Consider the following 26,240-nt stretch of genomic DNA (forward strand, 5'->3'; position numbering starts at 1 on the left):
GCGCGCTCCTACTCCGCCTTCAAGGCGATGATGGGGTCCACCCGCGTCGCGCGGTGCGCCGGCAGCCACGTCGCCCCCAGGGCCACGCCGCTCAGCAACACGGCCACCCCGACGAAGGTCCACGGGTCATACGCCGTCACACCGAACAGCAGCGTGCTCAAGAGCCGCGCCAGCACCAGTGACAACACCAGCCCCAGGCCCACGCCCAACCCCGCCAGCGTCAAGCCCTGGCGCAGCACCAGCGACAGCACATCCGACTTCGTCGCGCCCAGCGCCATGCGGATGCCCATCTCCCGCGTGCGCCGCGCCACCGCGTAGCCGATGACTCCCGAGATTCCGAGCGCCGCGAGCAACAGCGCCGTGCTCGCGAACAAGCCCATCAGCACCGCCGTCAGCCTGCGAGAGCTGATGGACTCATCCACCCGCTGCACCATGGACGCCACGTTGAACCAGGGCAACTGGCCGTCGAGCGCGAGCACCTCCGCTTCGATGGCCGTGCGCAATGACTCCGGGTGGCCCGACTTCGCCCGCACCGCCAGGTGGAGATTGGAGAGCGGAGTCTGCGCCACGGAGTAGTACGCTGTCGGACGCGCGGGCGTATCCAGTCCCCACTCGCGCAGGTCGTCGACGATGCCCACCACCGTGGCCCACTTCGCATCCGGCCGGTGCAACTTCAGTCGCTGGCCCAGCGCGTTGCCCCGCGGCCAGTAGAGGTTCGCGAAGGTCTGGTTGATGACCAGCGCCCCCGCCGCGTCCGGTCCATCCGTCTCCTGGAGCATGCGCCCGTCGCGCAGCCGCACCCGCAGCGTGCGCAGGTAGTCCGCGCTGGCGAAGCGCGTCTCCACCGCCGGCCATATCTCCCCCGGCGCCCGCATCCGCCCCTCGATGTCGAAGCTGGTGTCCGTCCTTCCACCCAAAGGCAGCCTGTTCGTCACCCCCGCGGACTCCACGCCGGGCAGCACCTGCACGCGGCGGAGCAGCTCCTGCTGGAAGGCCCGCTGGTCCTCCGGCCTCGCATACCGGGCGGCCGGCAGCGAGAGCTGACCGGTGAGCACGCCCTCGGGAGTGAAGCCCGCCTCCACCTGGGTCAGCGCCTGGAAGCTCCGCAGGAAGAGACCCGCGCCCACCAGCAACACCAACGCCAGGGCCACCTGCGTCACCACCAGCCCCGAGCGCAGCCAGCCCGCGTTGCGTCCCTCCGTTCCTCGTGAGCCCTCGCGCATCGTCGCGCTCAGGTCCGCACGGCTCGCATGGAGCGCCGGCGCCAACCCGAAGACCAGGCCCGTGAGCAGCGACACCCCCAAGGTGAAGAAGACGGAGGCCGCATCCAGCCCCACCTTCTCCGCCCGAGGCAGCCCGTCTCCCACCATCGCCACCAGCGCGTCCGTGCCCCACACGGCCAGCAGCAGGCCCAGCGCGCCGCCCAACGCGGACAGCGCGAAGCTCTCCGTGAGGAACTGCGCCAACAACCTGCCGCGCCCAGCGCCCAGCGCCGCGCGGATGGACACCTCGCGGCCCCTCGCCGCCGCCCGAGCCAGCAGGAGGTTGGCCACGCTGCCGCACGCCACCAGCAGCACGAAGCCCACCGCGCCCAGCAACAGCCAGAGCGTGCCGCGCACCCGGCCCACCACCTCGTCCTCCAGCGACTTCACGCTGATGGCCCAGCCGTAGCCCCCGTAGCTGCTCGCGTACAGGGTCTCCATCTCCTGGCCCACCCGCGCCATGTCCGCCCTCGCCGCCTCCAGCGTCACGCCGGGCTTCAGCCGTCCCACCATGCTGAGGTAGTGGTTGCCGCGCACGTCTTCGGCCGCCTGCGCGGGCGTGGGCGCGAAGGGCGCGTACATGTCCGTGCCCGCCGGGTACTCCACGCCGGGCGGCAGCACCCCCACCACCGTGTACGCGTTGCCATCCAGTTGCAGCACTCGGCCCAGCACCCGCGGGTCCCTGGCGAAATGCGTGCGCCACAGTTTGTCCGTCAGCACCAGCACGCGCTCCCGGCCTGGCGTCTCCTCATCATGCGAGAAGGTGCGGCCCAGCGCCGGAGCCACGCCCAGGGTGGGGAACAGCGAGGCCGTGGAGAACATCACGGTGAGCCGCTCCGGCACGTCCCCTCCGGTGAGCGTGATGTCGCTCTCCACATAGGCCCCCACCGACGAGAAGGACTTGGGCATCGTGAGGTAGTCCCGGTACTCGGGCACCGACACCCAGATGTCCTTCAGGTCGGACCTGGCGTAGTTGCCCCAGACGTGGACCAGGCGCTCCGGCTCCGCGAACGGTGGAGGCCTGAGCAGCACGCCGTTCACCACGCTGAACACCGCGCTGTTCGCGCCGATGCCCAGCGCCAACGCCAGCACCGCCACCAGCGTGAAGCCGGGGCTCTTGCCCAGCGTGCGCAGCGCATACCGCAGGTCCTGGATGAAGGTCTCCATCGACGCGCGCTCCTACTCCGCCTTCAAGGCAATGATGGGGTCCACCCGCGTCGCGCGGTGCGCTGGCAGCCACGTCGCGCCCAGGGCCACGCCGCTCAACAACGCCGCCACACCCGCGAAGGTCCACGGGTCATACGCCGTCACGCCATACAGCAGCGTGCTCAACAGTCGCGCCAGCACCAGCGACAACACCAGCCCCAGCAACACGCCCAGCCCCGCCAGCTTCATGCCCTGGCGCAACACCAGTGCCAGCACATCCGACTTCGCCGCGCCCAGCGCCATGCGGATGCCCATCTCCCGCGTGCGCTGCGCCACCGAGTAGCCGATGACTCCCGAGATTCCGAGCGCGGCCAGCAGCAGCGCGGTGCCCGCGAACAGGCCCATCAACAGCGCCGTCAGCCTCTGCGAGCCGATGGACTCGTCCACCAGCCGCACCATGGACGTCACCTTGAACAGGGGCAGGTTGCCATCGAGCGCGCGCACCTCTGACTCGAGCGCCGTGCGCAGTGACTCCGGGTCGCCCGCCTTCACGCGCGCCACCAGGTGGAGGCTGGAGAGGGGCGTCTGTACCGCGGAGTAATACGCCGTCGGACGCGCGGGCTTGTCCAGGCCCCACTCGCGCAGGTCGTCGACGATGCCCACCACCGTGGCCCACCGGGCGTCGGACCGGTGCAGCTTCAGTCGCTGGCCCAGCGCGTCCCCCTTCGGCCAGTAGAGGTCCGCGAAGGTCTGGTTGATGACCACCGCTCCCGCCGCGTCCGGTCCGTCCGTCTCCTGGAGCATGCGCCCGTCGCGCAGCCGCACCCGCAGCGTGCGCAGATAGTCCGCGCTGGCGAAGCGCGTCTCCACCGCCGGCCACATCTCTCCCGGCGCCCGCGTCCGCCCCTCCACGTCGAAGCTGGTGTTCGTCTTGCCGCCCAAAGGCAGCATGTTCGCCACCGCCGCGGACTCCACGCCGGGCAGCGCCTGCACGCGACGGAGCAACTCCCGCTGGAAGGCCCGCTGGTCCTCCGGCTTCGCGTAGCTCGTGGCCGGCAACACGAGTTGACCGGTGAGCACGCCCTCGGGAGTGAAGCCGGCCTCGACCTGGGTCAGCGCCTGGAAGCTCCGGAGGAAGAGGCCCGCGCCCACCAGCAACACCAGCGCGAACGCCACCTGCCCCACCACCAACCCCGCGCGCAACCGGCCCGCCTTGCCACCCTCCGTCCCTCGCGAGCCCTCGCGCATCGTCGCGCTCAGGTCCACGCGGCTCGCCTGGAGCGCGGGCACCAGCCCGAAGCCGACGCCCGTGAGCACCGAGATGCCCACGGTGAAGAGCACCGAGGAGACATCCAGCCCCACCTCCGCCGCGCGAGGCAGCCCGTCCCCCACCATCGCCACCAGCGCGTCCGTGCCCCACACGGCCAGCAGCAGCCCCAGTCCGCCGCCCACCGCCGACAGCACCAGGCTCTCGGTGAGGAACTGCGCCACCAGTCGCCCACGGCTCGCGCCCAGCGCCGCGCGGATGGACACCTCGCGTGCACGCGCCGTCGCCCGGGCCAGGAGCAGGTTCGCCACGCTGCTGCACGCCACCAGCAACACGAAGCCCACCGCGCCCAGCAGGAGCCACAGCGTCCCGCGCACCTGGCCCACCACCTCGTCCTCCAGCGACTTCACGGTGATGGTCCAGCCGTAGTCCTTGTAGCTCTGCTCGTACAGGGTCTCCATCTCCCGCCCCACCCGGTCCATGTCCGCCTTCGCCGCCTCCAGCGTCATGCCTGGCTTCAGCCGCCCCACCACGCTGAGGAAGTGGTAGCCACGCGAAACCTCCGCCGCCTGCTCCTGCGTGGGCGCCAGGGGCGCGTACAGGTCCGTGTCCGCCGGGTACTCCACGCCGGGCGGCAGCACGCCCACCACCGTGTACGTGTCCCCGTCGAGCCGGAGCTCGCGGCCCAGCACGCTCGAGTCCGCCGCGAAGCGCGTGCGCCACGTTTTGTGCGTCAAGACCACCACCTTGTCGCGCCCCAGCGCCTCCTCCTCTTCGGAGAAGGCGCGGCCCAGCACCGGAGACACGCCCAGCGTGGGGAACAGCGAGGCCGTGGAGCGCGTCAACTGGAGCCGCTCCGGCGCGTCGCCTCCGGTGAGCGTGACGTTGTTCGCATCGAACGCCGCCAGCGAGCCGAAGGCCTTGGGCATCGTGAGGTAGTCCCGGTACTCGGGCACCGACACGACGATGTCCTTGATGTTCGCCTTGGCGTAGTTGCCCCAGATGTGGACCAGGCGCTCGGGCTGCGTGAAGGGCGGCGGATTCAACAGCACGCCGTTCACCACGCTGAAGACCGCGCTGTTCGCGCCGATGCCCAGCGCCAGCGCCAGCACCGCTATCAACGTGAAGCCCGGGCTCTTGCGCAATGAGCGCACCGCGTAGCGGACATTCTGGAGGAAGGTTCCCACGACGACTCCGAGTGATTCAGGACGCGGTCCTCCCGAGAGCCGCCCCGCCAGGAGCGACCCGGGCGAGGCCCACGAGAGGAGAAGAGGTCAGCGGCGCTGCTCGTCCTGCACGATGCGACCGTCGAAGAGGCTCACCGTGCGCGTCGCGGTGCGCGCGTGCGCCGGGTCGTGCGTCACCATGCAGATGGTGGCGCCCGCCTTGTGCAGGTCCGACAGCAACTGCATCACCGCCTCGCCGTTCTTCGAATCGAGGTTACCGGTGGGCTCGTCGGCCAGCAGGATGAGCGGGTCTCCGGCCACCGCGCGCGCCACGGCGATGCGCTGCTGCTGACCGCCGGAGAGCTGGCCCGGCATGTGCCGCGCGCGGTGCGCCATGCCCACCCGCTCCAGCGCCTTCTCCACCCGCTGCTTGCGCTCGGCGGCAGGCATGCCCCGGTACGTCAGCGGCAGCTCCACGTTCTCGAACACCGTCAGGTCGCCGATGAGGTTGAAGCTCTGGAAGATGAAGCCGATGTGCCGGTTGCGCACCAGCGCCCGGTCCGACGCCGACAAATCCAACACGCTCTTTCCATCCAGGAGATACGTGCCCCGCGTCGTCGTGTCGAGCAACCCCAGCACCGCCAGCAGCGTGGACTTGCCGGAGCCCGAGGGGCCGACAATCGCCACCCACTCACCCTGGCGGATGTTGAGGTGGATGTTGGAGAGCGCGTGTGTCTCCACTTCCTCCGTCTCGAAGACCTTCGTCAGCCCTTCCAGCGTGATGAGGGACTTGCCCGACTCCACCTTGGCCGCACCCGACAGCACCGCCGCGTCCTCGGAAGCAGGCGTCTCCGCATTGTTGTTCGTCGTCGTCATCATCGCAGCCTCACCCGCTCGACCGCATCCCACGCGGCCATGTCCGACAGCACCACCTGGTCACCTTCCGCGAGGCCCTGAAGCACCTCCACGGCATTCACCGAACCCCGGCCCAACTGCACCGGCACTCGAATCGCTTCGTCACTGCCCGGCATCAACCGGAACAGCGACATCGTCCCGTTGGGCTGAGCACCGGCCGGACGACCCACCGACAGCACGTTGCCCAGCCGCTCCAGCTCCACGGTGCCCTCCACCGTGAGGTCGGGCCGCGCGCCCTTGGGCAGCTCGTCCGGCAGCGACACCTCCACCCGCACCGTGCCCTGGCTCGCCGCCGGCGCCACGCGCGCCACCGTGCCCTCCACCACTCCGTTGCGCGTATCCACCAGCGCCTTCTGGCCCTGGACGATGTCGCGCGCCTGCGTCTCGGCGATTCTCAGCTCCGCCTTGAGCCGCTCCGGCTTGACGACCTTCGCGAGCAACACTCCCGGCGTCACCCACTGACCCAGCTCCAACGGCAGCTCCTGCAGCACTCCGTCCTCCCCGGCGAGCACCTTCATCGACTCCACCTGGGTACGACGGAAGCGGGCCACCGCTTTCAATCGTTCCACCTGTCCCTGCAGCGCGACCAACTGGTCCTTCATGCTGGAGGCGACGACGGACAGCTTCTTGCGCTCCAAATCCAGGCGGCGCGTCATCTCGCCCGCCTTCTCGCCCGCCTGCCGCGCGTCGAGCGCGGGGATGAGGTCCTTCTCGACGAGGATGGTGTTGGCGGTGGCGCGGCGCTCGGCGTCGGAGGACTCGGCGGTGAGGGTGGCCACCGCGGCCTCCTGCGCCAGCCGCTGCGTCTCCAGCGTCATGCGCATCTGGATGAACTCCGCCTCGGCGCTGGCGAGCTGCCGCTCCGCCTCCAGCATCTGGAGCTGCACGTCCGGGTTGGCCAGCTCCATCAGGAGCGTGTCCGCCTTCACCGTCGCGCCGGGCCGCACGTGGATGCGCTCCACGCGGCCCGCGGTGTCCGCCGTCAGCCAGCGGATGTACTCGGGCACCAGCGTGCCCGCGCCCTTCACCTGGCGCACCATGGGGCCGCGCTTCACCGTGTCCAGCCACACCGAGGCCCGGTCCACCGAGGGCGCCGCCGGCCGCAGCCGACCCAGACCCACCGTGACGAGGATGAGCGCGAACGCACCGCCGATGGCGAACAACCAGGGTTTACGGCGCGGCTTCTTGGCTTTGGGAATGTCCACGGGCCACCCCTAGAGCGAGCCGCGTGCCAACCGTTACACGCGACTCAACCCCAGGAAATTGCTCGGACCCCGCACGCCCTCTCCCGGGCCCGTGCCCGGTTCCGCGAAGTGCTGTCCCAGAAGCGAACAGCACCCCGCCCCGCCCGGCCTCCAGGCGGGTTCACCGTCAGGGGAAGGCGTAGCCCAGGAGCTGCTCGGTCACCTGCCCCTCGCAGTTCGACGCGGGGGAGATGAAGTGGTCCCTGCCCTGGCCCAGGTTGCAGCGGTAGAGCGGAACGGTGCCCGGCACCTGCTGCAGGTGGATGTAGCCCACCGGCCCCAGGGGCGGCAGGCCCTCGCAGCCCACGTCCGGGCTGAGCAGGTTGTGGTCGCCCACGCGGCACTCGTACAGCATCCGCATGCCCGGCATGCCGTCGCGCAGCAGCCGCCACGAGGACTCCTGCCGGAAGCCCGGAGGCAGGAGCCGCGACGACGCCCAGTGGCCGCGCGTGGCGTGGTAGCCCCGGCGCAGGCGCGTGTACGGCAGCTCCTCGAAGCCGCAGGAGAGCTGGGGCGGGTTCAAGTCACTGCGGTTGGCCAGCGCCCACGTGCTCCACGACGGCTTCGCGCTCCCGTCCACACGGCGCAGCCCAAGCGCCAGTCCACCCTCGGCCGCGTTGTCGTGCATGCGGTGGTAGATGTAGCTCTCGATGCCGGGCGTCCCCAGCACGTTGCGGAACGAGTCGCACACCGCCGTCTGCTGCGCGGCCTCCGACGACTGCGGCGAGCCGGAGTGGATGCCGCTCTCCGTGAGCTGGATTTCCCACGCGTGCTGCCGGGTGGGGAACGTCTTGCGCAGCCAGCCCGCCAGCACGCCCAGGTTGCCGTACGTCACGCGCGGGTAGTCATCCGCGGAGAACTGGGGACGGAACAGGTCCGGCGCGTACGGGTGATACGCCACGCGCCATGCCCGCGAGCCCACGCGCGCCGCGAAGCCATTCAAGAACGTCGTCGCGGACAGCAGCGGACTGCTCGCCCCCGGCGCATCCAGCTCCGGACCAAAGTGGTGCGTCAGCGAGATGAGCACCTTCGCCGCCGACTGCCACGTCATCACCTGGTCATAGGCGGCGTTGTAGCTGGCCGCGTACGTGTCCAGCCACGCCGTGGTGTTGCACGCGCCCGCGCCCTGACCGCAGCCGATGTCGAACCAGTCGTTGGAGTTGACCTCGTTGTGGATGACGAAGTCGGCGATGCGGCCGTGGCCGTTGAGCCCGTTGTAGCGCTGCGCGAGCAGGCCCACGAAGCGGCCGTAGTCCGCCGCGTTGTTGGGCGCGCAGAAGATGTCGAAGCCCGCCGCCGCGGGCGTACACGTGCGGCCCGCGCGCGCCCACGCGGGCACGCCGTACACCACCGCCGTCACCACCACGCCGCGCGCCGTCCACTCGCGGATGGCCGCGTCCACGTTGGCCGCCACCGCGAAGCAGTGCCCCGCGTACTCCACGCGCCCTCCGGTACACGGCGGCGCCTGCACCGACGGCTCCCACGAGGCCCACACCAGGTTCATCGCCACGCCGCCCGTGTTGTTGCCCGCGAGCTCGTCGTAGCCAGGCCAGAAGTCCGGCTGCACGCCCTTCAGGCGATACGCGGTGCGCGTCGGATACGGCAGGTTCGCCCCCGCCACCGCCGGCAGCAGTCCCACCACGGCCAGAGCCAGCGCCAGGCCCAGGGCCCGGCCTCCACACAGTCCTCGACGCAAGTGACACCTCCCGTGCGCGTCGAGCCCGCCGAGGACCCACTCCCTGTCTCGCGTCCTCAGGCCAACTCAACGAGATAATCAGACTATGCAGTTAAAACCACTCTATGTCGTCAAAATTGACTCACAGCTTGTCTTGATTGGAAGTGAGGGAAGTAGGCTGCGCGGCTCATGCCTTCGTCCCTCCTCGAAGTCTTCTTGGAACACGCCCACGACGCGCCGGGCCGGCCGCTGCTCACGTTCGAGCGCGAGTCGACTTCCCACGGCGAGCTCGCCGCGCACGTCGCGGCCTTCGCGAAGGGGCTGCGTCAGCGCGGCCTGCAGCCAGGCGAGCGCGTGGCGCTCTTCCTGGAGAACAGCCCTCGCTTCATCGTCGCCTACCTGGGTGTGCAGCACGCGGGCTGCGTGGTGGTGCTCGTCAACACGGCGTACCGCCAGGTGGAGCTGGCCCACATCCTCGCGGACGCGGAGGTGCACACCTGCGTCACCAGCGCCTCGGGAGTCGCCGAGCTCATCCCCCTGAGAGACCAGCTCCCGTCGCTGCAGTGGCTGGTCACCGTGGAGCCGACCACCGTCGCGCCTCCGGCCTCGCTGGAGGTCATCGACTTCGACACGCTGCTCGAGGAAGGCGCGACGTCACCGGTGGCGCTCGCGCTGCCGCGTCCGGAGGACCTGGCGGTGTTGGGCTACACGTCCGGCACCACCGGCCGCTCCAAGGGCGCCATGCTGCTGCACCGCAACCTGCTGGCCAACGTGAAGGCCGTCACCGAGGCGTGGCGCTGGACGGCGGCGGACCGGCTGCTGCTCGCCCTGCCGTTGTTCCACACGCATGGCCTCATGGTGGGCCTGCACGGCACGCTGTACACCGGAGCGAGCCTGGAGTTGCACCGGCGCTTCGTCGCCACGGAGGCGCTGGCCACGTTGCGCGATGACGCCTCGCTGACGATGTTCTTCGGCGTGCCCACCATGTACGGACGGCTGCTGGAGGAGTCACGGCGCACGGGCGTGAAGCCCCGCGAGCTGCGCCTGTGGGTCTCCGGCTCCGCGCCCTTGAGCCCCCAGCTCTTCCACGACATCGAGAAGGACTTCGGCGCGCGCATCCTGGAGCGCTACGGGATGACGGAAACCATCATGAACACCACCAACCCGTACGACGGCGAGCGCCGGCCGGGCACGGTGGGCTTCCCCTTCCCCGGCCAGCAGGCGCGCGTGGTGGACGTGCGCACGCGCCGGCACCTGCCCCCGGGGGAGATGGGGGAAATCGAAGTCCAGGGCCCCCACGTCTTCGCCGGCTACTGGCGCCGGCCGGATGCCACGTCGGAGTCCTTCGACTCGGAGGGCTGGTTCCGCACGGGCGATCTGGGCGAGCTGGACGCGGACGGCTACCTGCGCATCACCGGGCGGGCGCGGGAGCTCATCATCAGCGGCGGCTTCAACGTGTACCCGCGCGAGGTGGAGGAGGTGCTCGCCACGCACCCGGGCGTGGCCGAGGTCGCCGTGCTGGGCCTGCCGGACGCGGACTATGGCGAGCAGGTGGTGGCCGTCGTGGTTCCCCCCGCCGGCGTCCACGCCCCTGAAGCCCAGGCGCTGGTGGACTGGTGCAAGGACAGGCTGGCCAGCTTCAAGAAGCCCCGTCGCGTCGTCTTCATGGACTCGCTGCCTCGCAACGCGCTAGGCAAGGTCCAGAAACACCTGTTGCGAGCCCGACTGCGGTGAGACCCCTGGTCCGCAGCATTCCGAACACACCGCGCTCAAAACCATGGCTTGCGCCGCGCCGTGTCCTACCGTCCCGCCCTGGGGTGGCCGGAGCCGGGGTGGTTCCGCTGAACGAGGCCCCATGTGGTGACCGCGCGCGAAGGGAGGGTGTGCGTCGATGAAGCGGCTGCTCATCGTGGATGACGAGCTGGCCATCGTCGAGGCACTCCAGGACATCCTCTCCGTGGAGGGCTACGGCATCCTCACCGCCTTCAACGGCGCGGAGGGCCTGCAACGGATGGCGGAGGTGCGTCCGGACCTGGTGCTGCTGGACTTGATGATGCCGGTGATGGACGGCCGGGAGATGCTCCGTCGCATGCGCGACGACGCCTCGCTGCGCACCATTCCCGTGGTGGTGATGAGCGCGGGCCGCATCTCCGAGGAGGAGCGCCGCTCCAGCGCCCGCTTCCTGGCCAAGCCCTTCGAGCTCGACCTGCTGCTGGAGACCATCACCGAGCTGCTCGGCGGCCCCGACGGGCCCACGCCCGGCACTCCGGGGACGGCGGGCTGAGGCACGCCGTCCCGTCGTCGCTCAGCCCGGCGTCGCGCGGAACAGGATGTCGCGGTAGTACTGCAGCTCGTTGATGCTGGAGCGCAGGTCCGCGAGCGCGGTGTGGCCGCTGGGCGGCTTTCGCGGCTCCACCAGGTTCGGGTACCAGGCGCGCACGAGGACCTTGAGGCTCGTCACGTCCACCATGCGGTAGTGCAGGTAGCGCTCCAGGAGCGGCATGTACTGGAACAGGAAGCGGCGGTCGGTGTGGATGGAGTTGCCGGCCAGCACGCCCTCGCCCAGCGGGCAGTGTTCCGCCACCAGCGCCGTCACTTCCCGCTCCGCCACCCGCAGCGACGTGCTGGAGGCGCGCACCTTCTCGAGCAGGCCGTTGCGCGTGTGCATCTCACGCACCACGGGCTCCATGCGCAGGAGCACTTCCTCCGGCTGCCAGATGACGCGTTCGAACTCCGCGATGGGGCGCAAATCCGGCCCGGTGATGATGACGCCAATCTCGATGATGGCGCACGACTCGGGGTCCAACCCGGTCATCTCCAGGTCCAGCCAGACAAAGCGGGGTTCACGCGAGCGCATTCCGATGCCTATACCAGCCCCCGCGCCCATGCGGGGCCTCAATACTCCGCTTCAGACTTCCACCTCGCATTCGGCGGTCCACCGACCGTCCGCGCTCCGGCGCACGGTGGGTCCGCTCAGGGTGACGCCTCTCACGTCCCGAGAGGGACGATGCCTCACCGGGTCCAGGTGCTCACCGTAGCCACGGCCGAACAGGCGCGGCCCATCCAGGCGCACCGCGAAGCAGCGGAAGCGCAGTCGCCGCGAGCCCATGAGCTGGACGACGGAGCGCAGCCAGTCCATCAGCAGCCCCTCCCGGTCGACGGCGTCGCACACCACGTCCACCTCCTCGCGCACCTCCACGGTGGACGGGTCCGTCACGCGCGTGCACAGCGCGACCGCGACCTGCTCGAAGGCCACCTCGGGCGTGCGGCCCTCGCCTCGCACCGCGACCTCGCCGCCCCGGGAGAAGACCTCCCAGCGAGGGGGCGGGGACTCGTCTCCGGTCCATGGCTCCGTGCTCATTCACGCGCCTCCAGTCGAGGTGCATCCAGGTGTCGCGTGAACCAGTCCGCCGCGCGGCGCGCCACCTCCTCCAGCGTGCCGGGCTCCTCGAACAGGTGGGTGGCGCCGGGGATGACGATGAGGGACTTGGCGGCGGACAGCTCGTCGAACGCGTCCTGGTTCAGCTCCAGCACGTCCACGTCCAGGCTGCCCACCAGGAGCAGCGTGGGCGCGCGGACCCGGGCCAGCGCGGGCCCGGCCAGGTCCGGCCTGCCACCGCGAGACACCACCGACTGGACGAGCTCCGGGTGCAGCGCGGCCGCCACCAGCGCCGCGGCGGCGCCGGTGCTGGAGCCGAAGTAGCCCAGGCCCATCCCGGACAACTCCGGCTGGGCCTGCGCCCACCGCGTCACGGCGATGAGCCGCCGCGCGAGGAAGGGGATGTCGAAGCGCAGCTCGCCGGTGCCCGCGTCCATCGCCTCCTCGTCCGCGCCGAGCAGGTCGAACAGCAGCGTGGCCAGCCCCGCGTCGCGCAGGCTCCGCGCGACGGCGCGGTTGCGGGGGCTGAAGCGACTGCTACCGCTGCCGTGCGCGAAGACCACCAGCCCGCGCGCACCCGGAGGAAGCCCCAGACTGCCGCCCAGCTCCACCCGCCCGGAGCGCACCGCCACCTCGTGGACCTCCTGGTCCTTCGGGTCGTCCTGCCACATGGAGCCGCCCTCCTCGCGTCACGGGTTCACATCGTCACAAGCCCAAGGCTTCACGACTCACGGCGCACGGCTCACATCCAGGACCCACCCGGGTCCGTGGACTCCAGCACCGCCTGGGAGCGCCACGGCGGCTGGCGCGAGCGCTCGACCAGGTTCTGCAGCTCCACGTCCGGGAACGCGCGGAAGTCGTCGTACGCCTCGGCCACGGAGCGCATCCCCGCCTCCGTCGAAACGCACGCCACCGCGTCCGCCTCCCTTCGCAGCACGTCCAGCCCCTGGGGCGAGGCCACCGGGGTGCCCATCACCAGCCGGGCCGGATGCAGGAGCCGCAGGGCCCTCAGCGCGGCGGCGGCGGTGGCGCCCGTCAGCACGCCGTCATCCACCAGCAGCACCGTGCGGCCGCCCAGCTCCGGCGGAGGACGTCCGCGCAGCCGCCGCACCTGCTCCTCCACCACGCTGGCCTCTTCGCTCACCAGCGAGTCCACCTCGCTCCTGGGCAGGGGCGCCAGCCGCAGCGAATCCGAGAGCAGGTACTGGCCGCCTCCCTCGGACACCGCGCCCAGGGTCAGCGCCCGTCCGGGGATGCTCAGCCGCCTCGACACCCAGACGTCCAGCGGGACTTCCAGCGCGCGGGCCACCTCGTACGCCACCCGAAGCCCCCCGCGAGCCACCCCCAGCACGCGCGCGTCCGAGCCCCGGTAGGGCAGGAGCATCGTTGCCAGCCGTCGCCCGGCGTCCGCTCTGTCGCGAAAGCGCATCATCACTCTCCTTGTCCCTAGGAAAAGCACGCCCGGGCTCGCTGGCGGCGAAGGGGCGGACAACGGCTCTCCCGGAGGCACGTCGCCAGGGGAGGCAGCGAGCGCCGAGCCCCCGGGCCACCGGGCGCGCTAGGGTTGGGCCATGGACCCCATCCTCCTCATCGGCACCGCCAGTCCCCATCTGGGACGTGAGCTCGCCCTGGCCCTGGGCGTGGCGCCCGCTGACTGTCACTTCGAGCGGTTTCCCGATGGAGAGATGCACCTGGAGGTCCCCGCCGCCGTGCGAGGGCGCACCGTGGTGCTGGTGCAATCGCTGACGCCTCCGGCGGGAGAGCACCTGCTGGAACTGCTGCTGATGGCGGACGCGTGCTGGCGGGCCGGCGCGGCGCGGCTGGAGGCGGTGGTGCCGTACCTCGGTTACGCGCGGCAGGACCGACGCGCACGGCCGGGCGAGCCCCTGGGCGGTCGCCTGGTGGCGGACATGCTGTCCCAGGGCCGCTTCGCACGAGTGCTGGTGGTGGACCTGCACAGCCCCGCGCTGGAGGGGTGCTTCGGCGCGCCGCTGGAGCACCTCACCGCGCTGCCGGTGCTGGCGGAGGCGCTGCGGCCCCACGTCACGGACACCTCGGTGGTGGTGGCGCCGGACCTGGGCGCGGTGAAGCGCGCGGAGGCGCTGGCGCGGCTCCTGGGCCGTCCATGGGCGGTGATTCACAAGGTCCGGCTGAGCGGCGACGAGGTGCACGCCAGCGGCCTCATGGGCGAGGTGCGCGGCAAGCGGCCCATCCTGGTGGACGACATGGTGTCCACGGGCGGCACCCTGGTCGCGGCGGCGGGCACGCTGCGCGCCGCGGGCTGCGCGGATGACCTGACGGTGGTGACGACCCACGCGCTGCTGGTGGGCCCGGCGGTGGAGCGGCTGAGCGCGCTGCCGGTGACTCAGCTCGTGAGCACCGACAGCGTGGAGCCACCCTCGGGGCTGCCGTTCGGGCACCGGGTGGTGACGCTCGCTCCGCTGGTCGCCCGCGCGCTGCGGCCGTGAGCAGGCGGGAGGGGAGCGCGCGTGGGAGAAGTGGGCACACGAGGGCCCGGCGCTCGCGGGCCGGGCGCGGCGAGGGATGCAAGTTGAGCCCGCGCCGGGGATGGACTCGGTCTAGGCTTGCCCCATGTCCGACACGTTGCTGACGAAGCGGGAAGCGGGGGTCCTCACCCTCACCTTCAACCGACCCGAGAAGAAGAACGCCTTCACGCATGCGATGTACGAGGCGGCCACCGCCGCGCTCAAGCAGGCGGCGACGGACGACGAAGTCCGCGTGGTGCTGCTCACCGGCGCGGGCAGCGTCTTCACCGCGGGCAATGACATCGGCGACTTCATGGAGCACCCGCCCGCGGGCGAGGACAGCGCGGTGTTCCTCTTCCTCAAGGCGCTGGTGGACGCGCCCAAGCCCGTGCTGGCGGCCGTGGACGGCCCCGCGGTGGGCATCGGCACGACGATGCTGCTGCACTGTGACTACGTCGTCGCGAGCGAGCGCGTGCGCTTCCACATGCCCTTCGTCCAGCTCGGTCTGTGCGCGGAAGGCGCCAGCAGCCTGCTGATTCCGCGAATGGCCGGCTACGCGCTGGCCAGCGAGCTGCTGCTGTTCGGCGAGCCCTTCGACGCGGCGACCGCGCTGCGCGCCGGCATCATCAACAAGGTGGTGCCCGCCGAGAGCCTCCAGGAAGTGGCCGCCGAGCGCGCCCGCACCCTGGCCTCCCGTCCCGCCGAAGCCGTGCGCGTGACGAAGGAGCTGATTCGGGGACCGCGCCGCGAGGAGACGCACGCCACGCTGGCGCGCGAGGGCGCGAAGTTCATCGAGCGCCTGGGCTCCACGGAGGCGCAGGAAGCCTTCATGGCCTTCATGTCGCGCGGCAGCAAGAAGTAGCCACCCTCGGGGACCGCATGAGCCCGGAGCCAGCGCTGGCCCCGGGCTCGAACTCCGGACTCCGAACGTGGGTCAGCGCGTCGTCGGAGCCTGCGGCGGACGAGGCGTGCCACGCCCGGTGAGGAAGGACTCGATGCTGGCCGCCTGCACCGACTTCAGTGCGACGCACTGGTCCACCGACTCCAGAATCTGCGCCAGCATGCGAGGCCCGCCCGGCGCGTTCGCGTTGCGCGTCGTGAAGAAGTCCGAAATCTCCTGCCGCCGCTCCGGACTGCAGAAGCCGCCGGCCACGAAGACCATCCGGCCAGCCGCGTCCTTCGGCAGGAGCGCGTCGGGCGAGTCCCCCACCAGCCGGTCGTAGTTCTCCTTCACGAAGTCGAGCGCCACGCCCTGCGTGCCCGCGTGCTGCGTGGCCCCGAACACCATCCACATCGTCTCACGCGGGTCCAACGCCTTGTCGAACACCAGCGACAGGCCCTGCTTCACCAGCACCGGGTCCCTGAAGCCGCTCAGCGCGCCCAGCAGGTGCTGACGCGTGGAGCGGTCCTTCTCCGCGCGCACCGCCGTGAGGAGCTTCTGCTGGAAGGCCGCGTCCCCGTGAGCCGCGGCGACCGCGAGCACCGCGTCCACCATCTCCGGTTCAATCGCGCGCTTGTCGGTGAGCCACTTGTCCGAGAGCGCCCGAGCCTCCGCGACAATCTTCGGGTCCGCGCCGTCGCGGCCCGCCACCCGCACCAGGCGCGGACGCAACAGGCGCGTGTCCTCGCTCTCGCCCTTGCGCGAGACGAAGCCCAGCTGGCGGGCCCGCGGGCCGTACGTCTCACGCAGGAAGCGCGCGCGGTCCGGAAGCCGCGCCTCCGGCAACAGCCGCGCGCTCGACAGGTCCAGCATGTCCATCGTGCTCTCGACGATGACGCGGTCCGGGTCCTGGGCCATGCGGGCCGCCAGCGCCAGCGCCTCGGAGGCCGGCAGCGCCCCGGACAGGGCCAGCGCCTTCACGTCCCCCAGCAGCGCCACGCGCTCCGAGCGCGACAGCTTCGCCACGCCCGTCTTCAGGAGCTTCGTCGCCGCGTCCCCCGCCAGCTGCATGCGGAAGAAGCCCGCGCCCTCCGCGTTGGGGAACACCCAGGCCGGGCACGTCTTCGCCTCCGGCAGGACGACCTCGGCGCGCTCTCCCTCCAGCACCGTGCAGGCGCGCGCGTCCTTGTTGCCCGCCGCGTACTCCACGCACACGGGCACCTTCCACGTCTGCGGCCCCGGCGCCTGCGAGCCCAGCCGCAGGTAGCGCTGCTGGGTGAGGACCACCTTCGGCTGACCCGCGCCACACTCCAGCGACGCGGTGACGAGCGGCGCGCCGCCCTGGTCCAGGAACGTCCCCAGCACGCCCGTCACGTCCTTGCCCGCCTCGGCGGACAGCGCGTCCAGGAAGTCCTTCGCCGTGGCGTTGTCGTGCGCGTGCTTGCGCAGGTAGCGCTGGATGCCCTTGCGGAACACCTCACGCCCCAGCCACTCTTCCGTCATGGTGAGGACCGCGGAGCCCTTGCCATAGGTGATGCCGTCGAACGCGTTGTGGATGTCATTGGCCGTGTCGATGGGCTGACGGATGCGGCGCGCGGACAGGAGGCTGTCGGAGTCCAGCGAGCGGCTGCGGTCCTGCACACGCTCCACCGGCGCATCCCACGACGGCTGCCACGTCTCGATGATGCGCGGGGTCACCCAGGTCGCGAAGGATTCGTTGAGCCACAGGTCGTCCCACCACGCCAGCGTGACGAGGTTGCCGAACCACTGGTGCCCCAGCTCGTGCACCTGCGTGTCCGAGAAACCGCGCTGCCGGCTGAGCGAGTCCTCTTCCGGCTTCGCCAGCATCATCCGCGAGTTGAACGTCACCAGGCCCGGGTGCTCCATGGCGCCACCGAGCAGCGGCACCGCGATGACGTCCAGCTTCTCGTACGCGTAGGGGATGCCGAAGTAGTCCTCCAGCGCGGCGAGGATTTCGGGCGTCACCTTGGCGGCGTAGGTGCCTTCGACGGCGCGGCCCTTCGGGGTGATGATGCGCGTCTTCACCTTCTTCTGGCCGGAGTCCGCGGCGGCGAGGAAGTCGAACGGGCCCACGCCGAAGGCGATGAGGTAGGAGGGCAGGGGCTGGGTGCGCGCGAAGCGGTAGGTGCGGCCACCGTCCGGGCGGGCCTCCTCGGCGAGCTGCGGCGTGTTGGTGACGGCCACGTTGCCCGCGGGCACATGGAACGTCAGCTGCCAGGGCACCTTGAACTCGGGCTCGTCGAAGCACGGGAACACGCGCCGCGCGTCGATGGGCTCGAACTGCGTATAGACGTACCAGTCGCCGCCCTCGTTGACGCGGAAGGCACCGTCCGTCTCCTTCTCGGAGGCTGCGCCCTCGTACACCACGCGCAGCTTCGCGGTGCCGATGGCCAGCGGCTTCGCCAGCGAGAAGCCGAGGAAGTCACCCTTCTCGCTCTTCAGCGGCGTCACGTCGATGGTGGCGCCCGCCTGCATCAGCGAGGCCTCCTTCACCGTGAGGTTCTTTCCGTGCAGCCACACGATGGAGGTGGGCTGGGCCACGTCGAGCCCGATGCTCGCCGTGCCCTGGAAGGCGGAGACCTTCGGGTCCAGCGTGAGCTCCACCGCATAGCCATTGGGACGCACGTCCTTGGGCAGACGCAGCGTGGGCGGCGTGGGAGCGGCCGAGGCCGCGGAGGATGAAGCGGGAGCAGTCGCTGCGGGCTCGGCGGCCGGAGGGTTCTGCCGGGCACCGCACGCGCACAACAGGGCAACGGTGGACAGAACCACCGCTCGGAGCAGGTTGGGCATGGCGCGCATAGTGTCCCATGCCGGGCAGCCAGGGTAGCGCCGCGCATGAGTGTGTTCTTGCCGTAATCTTCACTTCGGGGTGGAGTGCCTCCGTGTCCTCGCCCGCTCCCATTTCCGACCAGACAGTCCCGCCAGCGAACGCCGCGAAGGTGCCCTCCGAGCATCTGCGCCGTGTCATCGGCACGCCTCCGGGCCCGGTGGTGAAGTTCGTGACGCGCTTCGTCTTCGCGTTCCTCACGTGGCTGTCGTTCGCGTCACGCGACGCAATCGCCCGCTTCGTGGGCAACCTGGCGTACACGCTGGGCATCCGCCGCCGCGTCGCGCTGGACAACCTGGCGCACGCGCTGCCGGAGAAGACCGACGCGGAGCGACGGGACATCGCGCGGGGCGCGTACATCAACATGTCGCGCGTGGTGCTGGAGTCGGTGCCCTCGGGAGACCGGCTGACGTCGGACTGGGCCGAGCAGGGCGTCGAGGGCACGGAGGCCTGGGAGGCGCTGAAGGCGCGCGTGGCCACGGGCAAGGGCGCGCTGATGGTGACGGCGCACTTCGGCAACTGGGAGCTTTTGGGAGACATGCTGGTGCGCCTGGGCGTGCCACTGGTTGCGCTGGTGCGTCCGCTGAAGGGCGCGCTCAACACGCGCATCGCGGAGAACCGGGTGCGCCTTCCCGCGGGGCTCATCTATCCGCGCGGCGCCATCCAGGAGCTTTCGGAAGCGGTGGAGCGCGGCGAGTCGCCCTTCATGCTGCTGGACCAGGCGCTGCCGGCGAAGGCGGCGGTGTTCGTTCCGTTCTTCGGGAGGCTCGCCTCCACGACGCCCGCCATGGCGGTGGCCGCACAGCGCACGGGCGCGCCGGTGTTCGTGGTGATGGGCGTGCGCAACGGCAAGCTGGGCCCCCGGCTGCGGCTGGAAGTGGAAGGGCCCATCCTCCCGCCCGCGCCTGGCGAGTGCGAGGACCCGATTGCGGAGCACACCGCGCGCGTCACCGCGGCGCTGGAGCGCTGCATCCGCAAGTACCCGCACCAGTGGATGTGGCTGCACCGCCGCTGGAAGGTGCAGCCTCCCAGCGCGACGGACGCGAAGCGCTGAGCGGCGCTACTCCACCACCACGCGCCGCAGGTGCGCGCCCAGGCGCGCGACAATCTCGTAGTGCAGCGTCTGTGCCCAGCCGGCGAGCGACTCGGCGCTGATGGACTCGTCGCCTTCGCGCCCCAGCAACGTCGCCGTCACGGGGCGCTCGTCATGCGCGGCGCGCGTCACGTCGACGATGAGGTGGTTCATCATCACCCGGCCCAGCACCGCGCACCGCCGCCCGTTCACCAGCACGTGCGCCTTGCCCGAGGCCAGCCGTGGATAGCCGTCGTAGTAGCCCACGGGCAGCACCGCGATGCGCGTGGGCTCCGATGTCCGGTATGTACAGCCGTAGCCCACATAGCTGTCCGCGGGCAGCCACTTCACCACCTGGCTTCGGCACCGCCACGACAACACCGGCTTGAGCACCGGCACCTCGCCCAACACCAGCCGCGCCGACAGCCGCGTCTCCGCCGAAGGCCACAGCCCATACAGCGAAATTCCCACCCGCTGCGCCTCGTAGCGCGCCCGGGGCAACACCAGCGCCGCGGCGCTCGCGGCGATGTGCCGCTGCAGCACCCGCCCCTCGCCCAGCTGTCCCGACAAGAGCCGCAGCCCCGTCTCGAACGCGTCCACCTGCGCCAGCGCGTAGCCCTGCTCCGTCACGTCCTCCGTGTTGGCGAAGTGGCTCAGCCCGCCCACCACCTCCAGCACGTCCCGCGCGTCGACCAGGAACTGTGTCTCGCGCGGAATCTGCTCCAGCGTGAAGCCCTCGCGTCCCAGGCCCGTGTCGATGTGGACGTGGACCCGCAGCGGCCGCTCCAGCTTCGCCGCGCGCAGCACCGGCACCGCGTCTTCCCAGCCACGGTCCGCCACCACCACCTCCACCCCCTCGCGCGCCAGCACCACCGCCTCGTGCGGCCCCACCGCGCCCAGCACCACCACCTGCCGGGGAGACAGGCCCTGGGCCCGCTCGTACTCACGCACCTTCAGCGCGTCCTGCGGCGCGATGAAATACAGGAGGTCCACCAGCCCGTGGACCAGCGGCAGCACCTGCGCCAGCCCGTGCCCGTAGGCGTTGCCCTTGAGCACCACGCCCAGCGACTGCGACGTCCCTCCCCGCCCCTCCAGCGCCCGGAACACCTCCACGTTGTGCTTGAGCGCCCCCGCGCTCAGCTCCAACCACGAGGTATGGGCCGCATCCCCGGGCCCGCCGCCAATTGACTCCACGTTCACCTCCACCACGTCGACTCCCGCCCCATACCAGCAATGGACGGGCCATGGGCTTCGCGGCCCCTGGGACACAGGCGCCCGCGTATGGAGCAGGCGCACCGGGGGACCGTCCGGGCCCACCCCTTGTCATACCTGTTGTCCCGGAGCCCTCCTCCATCAGCGAACCCAGGCAAACAAGAGTTCACTTCGGAAATGGTTGAATCCGGATTACGCGAGGGGGGTGCTATCGTCCCACGGCGTGTCCCCCCCGGACGTTTCCCTGGCCCAGGCCTTCATCGCCGCGCGTGGTGTTTCCTCCGCGCCGGAGCCGTCGCTGCCCCTGCTGCAGGAGCGGCTGACGCGTGCATTGTCCACCGCGCGCGCGGCCTGGCCCGGGGTGGAGCTGGAAGGCGTGCGCTTCGTCAGTCATCTGGCGCGGCTACTCCCCACACAGGCACCCTCCGAGGACGTGGAGAAGTTCCACCTCCCGGACGTGTACCTGGCTCGCGCCGCCGCGGACCGGCTGCCCTCCGCGCTGAACGCCTTCGAGTCGAGCTTCCTGCCCGAGGTGAACGCGGCCGTCGCGCGGCTGAAGCTGCCGCCCACGGGGCTCGACGAGGTCCGCCAGTTGCTGCGCCAGCGCATGCTCGTGGGCAGCGCCGACTCTCCCGCGCGGCTGGCCGCCTACCCGGGGACGGGTCCGCTCAGCGGGTGGGTGCGGGCCGCGGCGCTGTGGCTCGCGCTCGACTGGCAGCGCCAGCGCAGCGGACATCCCCAGGCGGATGATGGTGACTTGTCGCTGCTCGTGGCGCCGGGGGACGACCCGGAGCTGCTCTATCTCAAGAACACGTACCGCGCGGAGTTCAGCACCTCGTTCTCCGCGGCGCTCGGAATCCTGGAGCCCCGTCAGCGCAACTTCCTGCGCCTGAAGTACCTGGACGGGCTGAGCATCGACCAGCTCGGCGCGCTCTACGGCGTGCATCGCTCCACCGCGGCGCGGTGGGTGGTGGCCGCGCAGGACGCGCTGCTCCAGGAGACCCGACGGTTGCTCACCGAGCGGCTGCGCCTCACCGGCTCCCAGCTCGACAGCGTGTTGCGCCTCATCTCCAGCCAGCTCGACGTGAATCTCAGCCGCCTGCTGCGCTCGAAAGCGGACTGACGCCGCGGACCCCGCACCTCCCGGGAGGGTTCCCCGGGGCGTCGAAGCGAATTAAAGAAGAGGCGGGATGCGAACGCTCTTCATCGGAGACGTCCATGGCTGCGCGGAGGAGCTGAACGCGCTGCTGGCCGCGTGTGGCTGGCGGCCGGACGACCGCGTGGTGCTGGTGGGCGACCTGGTGGCGAAGGGGCCGGACTCCGCGGGCGTGGTGCGGTGCGCTCGCGAGCGCGGGCTGCTCGCGGTGCGAGGCAACCACGACGCGCACGTGCTGCGCTGGCACACGGGACGCGCCCCCGAGGGCAAGAAGCTGGGCAAGGAGCACCGCCAGGTCCTGGAGACGCTGACGGCCGAGGACTGGACGTACCTGGAGGCCCAGCCGCTGTACCGCCGCTTCCCGGACCTGAATGTCCTCGCGGTGCACGGAGGGCTGGTGCCAGGAGTCCCGCTGGAAGCGCAGCGCGCGGATGAGCTGCTCAACCTGCGCAGCATCGCCCCGGATGGGACGCCGTCGAAGCGCGTGGATGGCGGCGTGCCCTGGGCCAGCTGCTGGAAGGGCCCGGAGCTGGTCATCTTCGGCCACGACGCCATGCGCGGCGTGCAGCAGCACTCGCATGCGGTGGGCCTGGACTCGGGCTGCGTGTACGGCGGGCGCCTCACGGCCTACGTGATGCCGGAAGGACGCCTCGTCTCCGTGCCAGCCCGCCGCGCCTACGTGGACGTGAACGGCTCGCCGTGAGCCCGCGCCCCGCGCTCAGATGATTCCGCCGTTGGCGCGCAGCACCTGCCCGTTGACCCAGCCGGCGTCGGGGCCAGCGAGGAAGGCGACGGTGGCGGCGATGTCCGTGGGCTGGCCCAGCCGCTCCAGCGGCGCGAGCTTCGCCAGGCGGTCGACGAGGTCCTGGGGCTTGCCCTTGAGGAACAGGTCCGTGGCGGTGGGACCCGGGGCCACGGCGTTGACGGTGATGTTCCGTCCGCGCAGCTCCTTGGCCAGCACGCTCGTCATCGCCTCCACCGCCGCCTTGGTGCCCGCGTACACGCCGTAGGTCGGCTGCAGCAGGCCCACCACGCTGGAGGAGAAGTTGATGATGCGCCCGCCGTCGCGCAGCCGCCGCGCCGCTTCCCTCAGGGTGTTGAAGGTGCCCTGGAGGTTGACCGCGATTTGCCGCTCGAACACGGCGTCGTCGGTGTCCGCCAGCGTGGAGAGGCTCATGATGCCCGCGTTGTTGACGAGCACATCCACGCCGCCGAAGGCCGTCTGGGCCGCGTCGAACAGGCGCCGCACATCCGCGCTCTTGCTGACATCCGCCTGGGCGGCCAGGGCCTTGCCGCCCGCCTGCTCAATCTCGCGGACCAACGCCTCCGCGGGCGCGGCGGACTCCGCGTAGTTGACGATGACGGTGAAGCCATCCTGGGCCAGCCGCCTCGCGACGGCGGCGCCGATGCCTCGGGAAGCGCCGGTGACGAGGGCCACCTTCGGGGTCAGTGCATTCATGTCGTTTCTCCTGTCCGGCGTTTCGTCGCCGGCATGGGAGAAACAATGGGCCTTCGCCTCCGCGAAATAATGCCCTGGGAACCGGCATCACAGTTCCGCCGGGGCGAACAATCGGGCCAGGCGGAGGCCCTGCGGTGCCCCTCTCATTCCAGACGAGGGGCACCTGGGGGCGCGGCTAGAAGTCCCGGGCCCTGGAGCGGCGCTGCTGCCTCTGGAGGTGCTCCAGTCCATCGCGAATCGCCTCCGCGTACTCGGGGCTCTCGTAGTGGAGCGTGAGCAGCCGCTCCCGGGAGAACTGGTAGCCCACGAGGCGCACGGTCGTCTCCCACGCCTTCCAGTTGGCGACGACCACGAAGCCACGGCGGGAGATGCTCACCTCGGGCTCCGAGATGGGACCGAACAGCTCGGGCGCCTCCGACTCGGAGGCGGCGCTCTCTTCAGGCGCCGAGGCCACGGCCGTGTCCCGTGAGTCCTCCTCGTCCAGCGAGTCCCCCGCCGTCGTCGCCTCGACCAGCGGAGGCTGTCCCTCGGACACCCGCGCTCCCGACTCCGTGGGCGCGGGGAAGTTCGTGGGTGCGCCGTCGGGCGGAGCTCCCGCGACCTGCGCTCCCGACTCCGTGGGCGCGGGGAAGTTCGCGAGCGCCCCGTCGGGCGGAGCTCCCGCGACCTGCGTTCCCGACTCCGTGGGCGCGGGGAAGTTGATGGGTGCGCCATCAGGCGGAGCCCCCGCGACCTGCGCTCCCGACTCCGTGGCGGCGGGGAAGTTCGAGGGTACGGGCGGAGCGCTCTGGGAGAGCAGCCACGCGAGGTCGAGCGACTCGCGGTACCTCTGCACGCGTCGCGATGAGCCGCGCTTGGCGGCGCGGCCGTACTTGGAGGTCAGCAACTCCACCACCTCCTGGTGGTCATTGCGCACGTCCGAGGGGGTCGCGAAGCGCACGAAGACGGAGCCCAGGCGCCCGTCCGCGAAGAGGAAGAACACCTGGGCGGGGTGCTCCGCCAGTGCCGTGGTGAGGACCAGGTCTCCGCGCGAGGTCTCCTGCGTGCCCGGGTACATCGCCCGGACCTGGTCGCGCGTCATGCCCCAGGACGTGGACTGGAAGCCGTCACTCGAACCGTACTTCTGCGCATGTACGGCGCGAATGGCGGCACGGCGCTCATGCACCGTCGGACCGTGGTGTCGTGAGCCGCAGCCGACGAGCACGAACAACAACAACGACAAACACCCATTGCGAAGCATCGAGGCCATCTTTCCGTTTCCCCGAAAGGACGGCGTCCGGAGCATCAGCCCGCGACCCTCCCCCCGAGGAATCCATGTTCGACCACCGGCACCCTGGGCGAAGCGTATGGCAGATGGCCCGCCAAGGGCTACGTGCCCGAGCAGTCTGGTACCCGCGCCCGGTCCATTCGTTCAACACCGGAGGCCCGCCGTCGCCAGCCTCCAGTGAAGGACTTCCGCCTACCGGCTACAGCTCGTCGAAGATGAGCAGGCCGCGCGAGGTGTCGATGACATAGACATGGCCATCGCCCGGGATGCGCATGCCGATGGCGCCGTCATAGAACAGGGTGCCGCGAGCCCGGTCAGTCCCCCGCCAGGTATTGAAGTAGGCGACCTCCCGCATCTCCGAGGGACGCGACACGTCCAGCACCCGCACCCCGTGCTGATAGTGGGCGAGGTAGAGCAGGTTGCCCTTCAGCTCCATGTTGTGGATGGAGACGCCCGGAGAGAGGCGGTACTCACCAATGAGCACGGGCTTGTCCAGGTCGGTCATGTCGAGCGCCCGGACATGCGCGCCCCAGTCCTCACCGCCCTCGAAGACGATGAGCCGGTTGTTCACGTAGTGCCAGCGGTTCGTGTGGCTGGTGGCGCGCGGATAGACATACTCCCCCCGCTTCACCACGTTCGTCGGGTCGCTCACGTCGAGCACCAGCAACCCCGCGGACCAGTGATTGACGAAGAGGCGATCTCCCCACGACGTGGCGTCATGGGGGAACGAAGCAACCAGGGGGTTCACGCTCGGGTCCGCGTAGCGGCCGAGCAGCACGGGCTCTCTCGCGTTCTTCACGTCGAAGATGAGCGTCTCCGGCGTGGGCGATGCGGACATGACATAGAGCCGGTTGAGGTCGCCATGAATGGTGTGCGCATCGATGGGGCGACCGTCGGGCAGCGAGCGCAGCAGCTTCGGGTTCGCCGGCTCGGCGATGTCGAAGACGAGCAGGCCCCGGGCCGCGCTGGCGACGTAGAGCGCATCGTCCTTGGCCCAGACGGCGTTCCAGTAGCTGTCGCCCGGGTACGTGATGGTGCTCACGAGCCGGGGCGCGGAGCGGTCACTCAAATCATAGACGAAGAGCCCGCCGGGCCCCGCGAGGGCGCTCTCCAACGAGACGACATACGCGTGCCCCTTGGTGACGAAGACGTCCGCGACGATGCCCTGATTCACCACGCCCTCACCCACCAGGGTGAGCTTCGAGGCCTCCGCCTCGCCCGCGCGCCACCGGACCTTCTCCGCCTCGAAGGTGGCCTGGAAGGAGGGAACGCCGGCGAGGCAGACCGCGTAGCACCCCGTCACCCGGCTCGGGTTCGGCGCCTTGCAGCCCACGAAGGAGGACCGGAAGGCCCTGCCGTCCGGGAGCGTGCCGTGGTTGGAGAGGAAGAACGCGTTCCCGTCCACCCGGGCTTCGCGCATGGGATATCCGCCGTAGCTCACCACGCCCCCCGGCCGGAAGTTCATCGACCCGGTGAACTGGCTGTTGGCGTTCTCTCGGATGTCGTTGCCAATGCCATGCACGGTGAAGTGGCCGTTGGCCTCCAACCTTGTTAGCGAGTCTCGCTCACACGCGGACAGGTCGAAGGACTCCAGCGTGCCGCACTCGGCGGCGGCGCCGTCGCGAGGCAGCAATGGACAGACGGCCAGGGGCTCCGGGGCCCAGTCCCCGTGGTCCTCGAGGACCTGCGAGGGGCCCAGATTGACAGGCACTCCCTCGACGGGGACGACCTCCTGCGCACAACCCCCACCGACGCTCAGGCACAGCGCGGCCACGAGCGCACCTCTCACGACATTCGTCATGATTC

At 70.6% G+C, this 26,240-nt stretch carries 21 protein-coding genes; 7 read left to right on the forward strand and 14 right to left on the reverse strand.

Features of this window, described 5'->3' with window-relative positions; genetic code table 11:
- Nucleotides 1–8: 8 nt before the first annotated feature.
- The 5 genes from HUA75_RS37335 to HUA75_RS37355 all read right to left on the reverse strand — a co-directional run bounded on the left by HUA75_RS37335 (nucleotide 9) and on the right by HUA75_RS37355 (nucleotide 8,696).
- Nucleotides 9–2,429, reverse strand: coding sequence for an ABC transporter permease (locus HUA75_RS37335; protein ID WP_174489148.1), 2,421 nt, complete (start codon nucleotides 2,427–2,429; stop codon nucleotides 9–11).
- A gap of 12 nt (nucleotides 2,430–2,441) precedes the next feature.
- Nucleotides 2,442–4,862 carry an ABC transporter permease gene (locus tag HUA75_RS37340; RefSeq protein ID WP_141642616.1) on the reverse strand — a complete coding sequence of 807 codons (2,421 nt, stop codon included), beginning with the start codon at nucleotides 4,860–4,862 and terminating at the stop codon, nucleotides 2,442–2,444.
- Nucleotides 4,863–4,949: 87 nt separating this feature from the next.
- Complete coding sequence (locus HUA75_RS37345; protein ID WP_141642615.1) at nucleotides 4,950–5,720, reverse strand: ABC transporter ATP-binding protein; 771 nt, start codon at nucleotides 5,718–5,720, stop codon at nucleotides 4,950–4,952.
- Nucleotides 5,717–6,961 carry an HlyD family efflux transporter periplasmic adaptor subunit gene (locus HUA75_RS37350; RefSeq protein WP_174489149.1) on the reverse strand — a complete coding sequence of 415 codons (1,245 nt, stop codon included), beginning with the start codon at nucleotides 6,959–6,961 and terminating at the stop codon, nucleotides 5,717–5,719. Before HUA75_RS37350 ends, HUA75_RS37345 begins: the two co-directional genes overlap by 4 nt.
- A gap of 166 nt (nucleotides 6,962–7,127) precedes the next feature.
- Nucleotides 7,128–8,696 (reverse strand): DUF5722 domain-containing protein, encoded by a 1,569-nt coding sequence (locus HUA75_RS37355; protein ID WP_254627981.1) that lies wholly within the window; start codon nucleotides 8,694–8,696, stop codon nucleotides 7,128–7,130.
- A gap of 168 nt (nucleotides 8,697–8,864) precedes the next feature.
- Between HUA75_RS37355 and HUA75_RS37360 the strand changes: the two genes are divergently transcribed.
- Together HUA75_RS37360 and HUA75_RS37365 are read left to right on the forward strand one after the other, a co-directional pair.
- A complete protein-coding gene (locus HUA75_RS37360) occupies nucleotides 8,865–10,409 on the forward strand; it encodes an AMP-binding protein (RefSeq protein WP_174489150.1) in 1,545 nt (514 codons plus the stop codon).
- Between the two features lie 157 nt (nucleotides 10,410–10,566).
- Entirely contained in the window at nucleotides 10,567–10,959 is a 393-nt protein-coding gene (locus HUA75_RS37365; RefSeq protein WP_141642612.1) for a response regulator, read from the forward strand.
- Between the two features lie 21 nt (nucleotides 10,960–10,980).
- On the opposite strand, the gene orn is transcribed toward HUA75_RS37365, so the two are convergent.
- The 4 genes from orn to HUA75_RS37385 form a co-directional block, all read right to left on the reverse strand.
- A complete protein-coding gene (orn, locus tag HUA75_RS37370) occupies nucleotides 10,981–11,532 on the reverse strand; it encodes an oligoribonuclease (RefSeq protein WP_141642611.1) in 552 nt (183 codons plus the stop codon).
- A 51-nt stretch (nucleotides 11,533–11,583) separates the two neighbouring features.
- Nucleotides 11,584–12,036, reverse strand: a complete 453-nt coding sequence (locus HUA75_RS37375) for an archease (protein ID WP_174489151.1) — start codon at nucleotides 12,034–12,036, stop codon at nucleotides 11,584–11,586.
- Nucleotides 12,033–12,725, reverse strand: a complete 693-nt coding sequence (locus HUA75_RS37380; RefSeq protein ID WP_174460598.1) for a dienelactone hydrolase family protein — start codon at nucleotides 12,723–12,725, stop codon at nucleotides 12,033–12,035. Before HUA75_RS37380 ends, HUA75_RS37375 begins: the two co-directional genes overlap by 4 nt.
- 71 nt (nucleotides 12,726–12,796) lie before the next feature.
- Nucleotides 12,797–13,486 carry a phosphoribosyltransferase gene (locus HUA75_RS37385; protein ID WP_254627982.1) on the reverse strand — a complete coding sequence of 230 codons (690 nt, stop codon included), beginning with the start codon at nucleotides 13,484–13,486 and terminating at the stop codon, nucleotides 12,797–12,799.
- 139 nt (nucleotides 13,487–13,625) lie between these two features.
- Between HUA75_RS37385 and HUA75_RS37390 the strand changes: the two genes are divergently transcribed.
- Nucleotides 13,626–14,522: a ribose-phosphate pyrophosphokinase gene (locus tag HUA75_RS37390; RefSeq protein ID WP_141642608.1), complete on the forward strand. Its 897-nt coding sequence runs from the start codon at nucleotides 13,626–13,628 to the stop codon at nucleotides 14,520–14,522.
- A gap of 124 nt (nucleotides 14,523–14,646) precedes the next feature.
- Nucleotides 14,647–15,402: an enoyl-CoA hydratase gene (locus HUA75_RS37395; protein WP_141642607.1), complete on the forward strand. Its 756-nt coding sequence runs from the start codon at nucleotides 14,647–14,649 to the stop codon at nucleotides 15,400–15,402.
- Between the two features lie 72 nt (nucleotides 15,403–15,474).
- On the opposite strand, the gene HUA75_RS37400 is transcribed toward HUA75_RS37395, so the two are convergent.
- Nucleotides 15,475–18,231 (reverse strand): M1 family metallopeptidase, encoded by a 2,757-nt coding sequence (locus HUA75_RS37400; protein WP_174489152.1) that lies wholly within the window; start codon nucleotides 18,229–18,231, stop codon nucleotides 15,475–15,477.
- Nucleotides 18,232–18,323: 92 nt separating this feature from the next.
- Between HUA75_RS37400 and HUA75_RS37405 the strand changes: the two genes are divergently transcribed.
- Complete coding sequence (locus HUA75_RS37405; RefSeq protein ID WP_246137162.1) at nucleotides 18,324–19,322, forward strand: lysophospholipid acyltransferase family protein; 999 nt, start codon at nucleotides 18,324–18,326, stop codon at nucleotides 19,320–19,322.
- Between the two features lie 6 nt (nucleotides 19,323–19,328).
- On the opposite strand, the gene alr is transcribed toward HUA75_RS37405, so the two are convergent.
- A complete protein-coding gene (gene alr, locus HUA75_RS37410) occupies nucleotides 19,329–20,549 on the reverse strand; it encodes an alanine racemase (protein ID WP_174489153.1) in 1,221 nt (406 codons plus the stop codon).
- 226 nt (nucleotides 20,550–20,775) lie between these two features.
- On the opposite strand from alr, the gene HUA75_RS37415 reads away from it, so the two are divergent.
- Both HUA75_RS37415 and HUA75_RS37420 read left to right on the forward strand, forming a co-directional pair.
- The gene (locus HUA75_RS37415; RefSeq protein ID WP_371745640.1) at nucleotides 20,776–21,675 is read left to right on the forward strand and encodes a transcriptional regulator; all 900 of its coding nucleotides are present in this window, start codon (nucleotides 20,776–20,778) and stop codon (nucleotides 21,673–21,675) included.
- A 67-nt stretch (nucleotides 21,676–21,742) separates the two neighbouring features.
- On the forward strand, nucleotides 21,743–22,411 hold the full coding sequence (locus HUA75_RS37420; protein ID WP_174460595.1) for a metallophosphoesterase: 669 nt from the start codon (nucleotides 21,743–21,745) through the stop codon (nucleotides 22,409–22,411).
- Nucleotides 22,412–22,426: 15 nt separating this feature from the next.
- Here HUA75_RS37420 and HUA75_RS37425 read toward each other — a convergent pair whose 3' ends face one another.
- The 3 genes from HUA75_RS37425 to HUA75_RS37435 all read right to left on the reverse strand — a co-directional run bounded on the left by HUA75_RS37425 (nucleotide 22,427) and on the right by HUA75_RS37435 (nucleotide 26,235).
- On the reverse strand, nucleotides 22,427–23,167 hold the full coding sequence (locus HUA75_RS37425) for an SDR family oxidoreductase (protein WP_174489154.1): 741 nt from the start codon (nucleotides 23,165–23,167) through the stop codon (nucleotides 22,427–22,429).
- Nucleotides 23,168–23,342: 175 nt separating this feature from the next.
- A complete protein-coding gene (locus tag HUA75_RS37430; RefSeq protein ID WP_174489155.1) occupies nucleotides 23,343–24,416 on the reverse strand; it encodes a hypothetical protein in 1,074 nt (357 codons plus the stop codon).
- Nucleotides 24,417–24,633: 217 nt separating this feature from the next.
- Nucleotides 24,634–26,235: an LVIVD repeat-containing protein gene (locus HUA75_RS37435; protein WP_141642600.1), complete on the reverse strand. Its 1,602-nt coding sequence runs from the start codon at nucleotides 26,233–26,235 to the stop codon at nucleotides 24,634–24,636.
- Nucleotides 26,236–26,240: the final 5 nt, after the last annotated feature.

It is taken from the genome of Myxococcus sp. CA040A (assembly GCF_013336725.1).
Classification (GTDB): domain Bacteria; phylum Myxococcota; class Myxococcia; order Myxococcales; family Myxococcaceae; genus Myxococcus; species Myxococcus llanfairpwllgwyngyllgogerychwyrndrobwllllantysiliogogogochensis.

Coding starts and splice junctions, on each gene's coding strand:
- HUA75_RS37335 (WP_174489148.1), bottom strand. CDS start 2,429: ATGGAGACCTTCATCCAGGACCTGCGGTATGCGCTGCGCACGCTGGGC.
- HUA75_RS37435 (WP_141642600.1), bottom strand. CDS start 26,235: ATGACGAATGTCGTGAGAGGTGCGCTCGTGGCCGCGCTGTGCCTGAGC.
- HUA75_RS37345 (WP_141642615.1), bottom strand. CDS start 5,720: ATGATGACGACGACGAACAACAATGCGGAGACGCCTGCTTCCGAGGAC.
- HUA75_RS37395 (WP_141642607.1), top strand. CDS start 14,647: ATGTCCGACACGTTGCTGACGAAGCGGGAAGCGGGGGTCCTCACCCTC.
- HUA75_RS37380 (WP_174460598.1), bottom strand. CDS start 12,725: ATGTGGCAGGACGACCCGAAGGACCAGGAGGTCCACGAGGTGGCGGTG.
- HUA75_RS37385 (WP_254627982.1), bottom strand. CDS start 13,486: ATGATGCGCTTTCGCGACAGAGCGGACGCCGGGCGACGGCTGGCAACG.
- HUA75_RS37390 (WP_141642608.1), top strand. CDS start 13,626: ATGGACCCCATCCTCCTCATCGGCACCGCCAGTCCCCATCTGGGACGT.
- HUA75_RS37425 (WP_174489154.1), bottom strand. CDS start 23,167: ATGAATGCACTGACCCCGAAGGTGGCCCTCGTCACCGGCGCTTCCCGA.
- HUA75_RS37360 (WP_174489150.1), top strand. CDS start 8,865: ATGCCTTCGTCCCTCCTCGAAGTCTTCTTGGAACACGCCCACGACGCG.
- HUA75_RS37430 (WP_174489155.1), bottom strand. CDS start 24,416: ATGGCCTCGATGCTTCGCAATGGGTGTTTGTCGTTGTTGTTGTTCGTG.
- HUA75_RS37420 (WP_174460595.1), top strand. CDS start 21,743: ATGCGAACGCTCTTCATCGGAGACGTCCATGGCTGCGCGGAGGAGCTG.
- orn (WP_141642611.1), bottom strand. CDS start 11,532: ATGCGCTCGCGTGAACCCCGCTTTGTCTGGCTGGACCTGGAGATGACC.
- HUA75_RS37400 (WP_174489152.1), bottom strand. CDS start 18,231: ATGCCCAACCTGCTCCGAGCGGTGGTTCTGTCCACCGTTGCCCTGTTG.
- HUA75_RS37365 (WP_141642612.1), top strand. CDS start 10,567: ATGAAGCGGCTGCTCATCGTGGATGACGAGCTGGCCATCGTCGAGGCA.
- HUA75_RS37375 (WP_174489151.1), bottom strand. CDS start 12,036: ATGAGCACGGAGCCATGGACCGGAGACGAGTCCCCGCCCCCTCGCTGG.